Genomic DNA, 4,566 nt, shown 5'->3' on the forward strand with positions numbered 1-4,566 from the left:
TCCATCTAATGATTGTCTGGTATGAAAGAAAAACGTTCAAAATCTAAGGAAACATGAGAATTTAAGAGAAAAGTGATTCTCCATAGAGGGAGGATTGTTTAATGGTGCTAAGTGAGTTTATTAGAAACATTTCCATTTATGATGCGTCTAATTGTAATGACAGTAAGGACAAATTTGAAATATAGGAGCTGGAATAGTGTCTAATCACGTTTACAAGATATTGGGGACAATATTAATGATTGTTAGTGGGTTAATCTTTACTCTTGAAAGATGCATTGCTAATATTTCTAACTCCCTAATTGTGGCTGGTTTTGCATCAGACGGTACAGTTCCTGATTTAAAACTCGTAGAATACCCCAAATTCACTGATAATTTATTTGTTGTACTTTTCTTAATTTTTGGAATTTTAATATTTGCTTATGGGTTAATCAGAAAACGTTGAATTATAGGAGAATGAGAGTTTAATTATATTACAAAATTGAAGATTAAGAAGGTGTATATTATGGATAGGAATTCAATATTAACAACATTATTTGCTTGTTGGATTATTGCTTTATTTGTTGAAATTCTTAGGTTTAATAATACAATTCATGAGGTGCATACACCTGATGACACTTTATTTGACATCGTTCTAATTGCAATCACATTAATCGTAGGTGCGGTGAGTATTATTGTTGCAACATTTCTATCACCGAAAAAATCATTAAGCTAACGGCGAACATTAGTTTAAACACTACACGACAGCAGCTGGCAAGTAAACGGCTGCTGTATTTGTTGAAGGGCAGGATACATGAACCCTTCCGTCGAATTTGCACAACGATATTCAATATTTTGGAGATGATTGTTTGAAACTATATGTTGTGAGACATGGTCAGACTGAATGGAATTATGAAAATCGAGTTTGTGGAAAGACTGATGTTCAATTAACGGATAAAGGTGCAAAGCAAGCAGAGCAAATATCTAAAATATTGCATGAAAAACAAATTAAAATCATCATTACATCACCCTTGACTAGAGCAGTTAAAACGGCAGAAATAATTTCAAAAGCGATTAGTAAAAACTTCGTAATTGAGAACAGACTTATAGAGCAGGACTACGGCGTATTCGAAGGAACCAAACGAGAAGATAATAATTTTAAAGAAGCAAAAAGACATTTTCCAAGTAAGCTTTGTAGGGGAGAGTCGATTTTACAAGTCGCACAAAGAGTATTTAATGTTCTAGATGAAATAAAAGAGAAATATGGCGATAATAATGTCCTTATTGTAACCCACGGTGGTGTCTTTAGAGTAATAAATGCGTATTTTAATGAGCAGACGAACGAAGAGTTTTATCATTTTCATGTTGGAAATTGTGAAGTGAAAGAGTATAAATATCAATGAACATTAACGGGCAGATTGATTGAGAAAGGAACTAATAATGGGATGGAGGGTAGTATGAAAAATAAAATACATATTTTTGGTGCCTCGGGTTCAGGAGCATCAACTCTTGGAAATGAGCTAACCTTACTTCTACCCCATAAATGTTATGATAGTGATGATTATTACTGGATTGAGAAATTTACTAAACAGAGGGAGCCAAAGGATAGGCTTCGATTATTAAAAGAAGACCTTTCTTTTAGCAAGCAATGCATTCTTTCTGGGACTGTTTGTGGATGGGGTGACAAATTAAAGTCAGAATTTGATTTGGTTATTTCTGTATGCACCTAAAAAAATAAGATTACAAAGGTTAAAAGAAAGAGAATTTCAAAGATATGGCGATACAATATTACCTGGAGGAAATAATTACAAGCAGTCAAAAGCTTTTTTAGATTGGGCATCGCTAAATGATGAGGCTGGATTGGAGGTTAGTAGCAAGTCTTTACACGAGTATTGGATGTCAGATTTGACCTGCCCGGCCTTGAGGATTGAGGGAAATCATACCGTTAAAGAAAGACTGGATATTGTATTAGATTATCTTAAAACAAGCAATGGATTCCTCAACTAACGAGGAACTATAGCTGAGTTAACACCGCGGCAGCCGGCTATGATCGGCTGCCTTTTTCATTGAAATAAAGGTCGGAAAACTTCCGGCTTGTGATACAATTTTAGGAAAGCAAGTAGAAAATTGATAATGAGAGAGAGTGTCCTATGAAGACTAAGATGTGTGAAGTGCTTTTCGATCAGGGACTGACAGACAAGAAGGTTATAGGGGCATTTATATTTGATATGGACGGTGTTATCCTTGATAGCGAGCCACTGCATTTCGAGGCAGACAGGTTGACAATGGCACAATTTGGACATCATGTCGAACAAGAAGATTTAGAATCATTTGTTGGTATGACTAACCCTGAGATGTGGCGTGTTATACGGCAAACATATGGTATAGAAGCTGGGTTAAGGGAAATTCTCGCTTTTCAAAAAAACATCAAGCTTGAGAGGCTCTTAAGTGAGACTTGGGAGCCAATTCAAGGAATTAAGGATCTTCTTGTATTATTGCAGGCTGCCCGCATTCCTATGGCGGTGGCGTCTTCATCACCACGCTGGTTTATAGAAGGGGTTCTTACTCGTTTAAGTATTGAGAATTTCTTCAAAATCACCATTAGTGGAGAGGAGATGAAACAGGGTAAGCCATCACCAGATATCTATTTGGAAGCTGCCCGTCTACTCGGGGTAAGACCCGAGCATTGCGTTGTACTAGAGGACTCAAGGAATGGCGTAGTTGCTGCAAAGGCAGCAGGTATGACCTGTATTGGATTTATTAACCTGAACTCGGGTCAGCAGGATTTAACACTCGCCGACTATACTGTTAGTGAGATCATGGAGATAAGCAGCGCATTGCGCTAACGGGGAACGTTAGTTAAAAACAAACCGGCAGCGGATCTCTGATCCGCTGCCGGTTTTATTGTATGCGCCGAATGGTGGCATAGGATGTGTACATTGATCTGATGCATTTTAGAATGACTAAAATAATGTAATTGAAAATATTGTAAGAATCCTCTCCAGGTGATAAAATATATTTGACACGAGATTGATTTAAGTTACCAATATCAATTATGGAGTGAAGAAATTGAACAACGATAATATTAAGGTTGGTATCTCTAATAAGGAAGGCCAGTTAGGGTTTGTATTTACGAAAGGTGGTCATCGAGAAGGTTCAGGAAGAAAGAGTATAGGTGTGACTAAGAAAGTATCATTAACCCTAACAGAGCAAACATGGGACAAAATTGAATCTTATTGTGCAGAATATAAACAATCTCGCTCAGAAGTTATTCGCAACATTCTTGAGTCATTCTATTCCAAATAATCTAATTTGAGGTTAGGTGAGGTCTTTGCTGGTTCAGATAAGAAAAGATTCTCTTATAAATGCTGTACAACATGTATTAAGAGCTGTAGCAGTAAATAGTCCGATACCTATATTACAAGGAATAGTTATTTATGCATGTACCGAAGGAATCATTTTGACTGCAAGTAATATAAGTATGACTATACAATATAAAATCCCTCAAGATGATGTTTCTACAATTGTTCAAAGAGCAGGGGCTGTTGTTATACCAGCACGTTATTTTTATGATGTTATTCGTAAGCTTAATAATGATGTAGTTGTACTTGAACTTAAAGATAAATTGATTCTTACAGTTATGTCAGGTGGTTCTCGAGTAAGTCTATGTGGAATGGACCCAAATGAATTCCCGTCTATAAATAATGGAGAGTTATATTCTTGCAAAAGGATGCAAATTAACAATCTTATATTTAGATCAGCAATAAAACAGGTAGCAATTGTAGCATCTACATCAGAAACTAGACCAGTTTTAATGGGAGTTTCCTTCGAATGCGATAATAATTCTCTAAATATGATTGCTACTGATGGAATCCGCCTTGCCTCCCAAACACTACATAATCAAAATAATTCAAATGACAACTTTAAGGCTATAATTCCAGCAAAAAATCTTTTTGAAATATCAAAAATGTTAAATGATGATGATATAACAACTGAAATTGAAGTGAGCGGCAACCGGATACAATTTAAAGCAAACGGACTTAAAGTTCAATCAGCACTTATTGAAGGTACTTTCCCATCCATAAAGAATGTAGTTCCAAAATCTTATCTGTGTGAAATCTTAGTCAATAGGATTGGGTTTTTGCAAGCGGTTGAATGCGTAACTGTTTTAGCTAGTGAAAGCATTATTCAGTTAGTAGTTGGCCCAAATAAACTGAAACTATTATCCAGCACAGCAGAAATTGGAGATATTGAAAATGAAGTGCCCCTAATGGAGATGCTTGGAGATGAATTTAATATATCCCTCAACGGTAAGTTTTTAATTGATATACTTCGTAATTGTGATTGTACGAATCTACGGATAAAATATGCAGGGAAAAATAACCCCATTGCGGTACTTCCCATTGATTCAGACATTTCTACATTATTCTTGATTACTCCCATAAGGACACATAATTGACTAACTCCAACAACGGCCGATTACGCTAACTGGGAACGATAGTCCAATCAACGCAGTTATGGGTAGGCTTAGTCACTTCCTGATCATCGCGAGTTGTAGGATTTGTTACACCTTTCAGCTTTCAGAGCATA

Annotated in this window: 5 protein-coding genes and 1 pseudogene; all 6 read left to right on the forward strand. The window is 36.2% G+C overall.

All coding sequences use genetic code 11. From position 1 onward, the window contains the following. The first annotated feature begins 196 nt into the window (after positions 1 to 196). The 6 genes and pseudogenes from EV294_RS30005 (at position 197) to dnaN (ending at position 4,435) form a co-directional block, all read left to right on the forward strand. A complete protein-coding gene (locus tag EV294_RS30005) occupies positions 197 to 442 on the forward strand; it encodes a hypothetical protein (RefSeq protein ID WP_132313651.1) in 246 nt (81 codons plus the stop codon). Positions 443 to 845: 403 nt separating this feature from the next. Next, on the forward strand, positions 846 to 1,379 hold the full coding sequence (locus tag EV294_RS30010) for a histidine phosphatase family protein (RefSeq protein WP_165930855.1): 534 nt from the start codon (positions 846 to 848) through the stop codon (positions 1,377 to 1,379). 54 nt (positions 1,380 to 1,433) lie between these two features. Further along, a pseudogene (locus tag EV294_RS30015) lies at positions 1,434 to 1,983 on the forward strand (P-loop NTPase family protein). Positions 1,984 to 2,126: 143 nt separating this feature from the next. Further along, on the forward strand, positions 2,127 to 2,822 hold the full coding sequence (locus EV294_RS30020) for an HAD family hydrolase (RefSeq protein WP_243711620.1): 696 nt from the start codon (positions 2,127 to 2,129) through the stop codon (positions 2,820 to 2,822). Between the two features lie 214 nt (positions 2,823 to 3,036). Continuing rightward, entirely contained in the window at positions 3,037 to 3,282 is a 246-nt protein-coding gene (locus EV294_RS30025; protein WP_243711841.1) for a ribbon-helix-helix domain-containing protein, read from the forward strand. Positions 3,283 to 3,307: 25 nt separating this feature from the next. Then, entirely contained in the window at positions 3,308 to 4,435 is a 1,128-nt protein-coding gene (gene dnaN, locus EV294_RS30030; protein ID WP_165930857.1) for a DNA polymerase III subunit beta, read from the forward strand. The last annotated feature ends 131 nt before the right edge of the window (positions 4,436 to 4,566 follow it).

Source organism: Paenibacillus sp. BK033 (assembly GCF_004345425.1).
Classification (GTDB): domain Bacteria; phylum Bacillota; class Bacilli; order Paenibacillales; family Paenibacillaceae; genus Pristimantibacillus.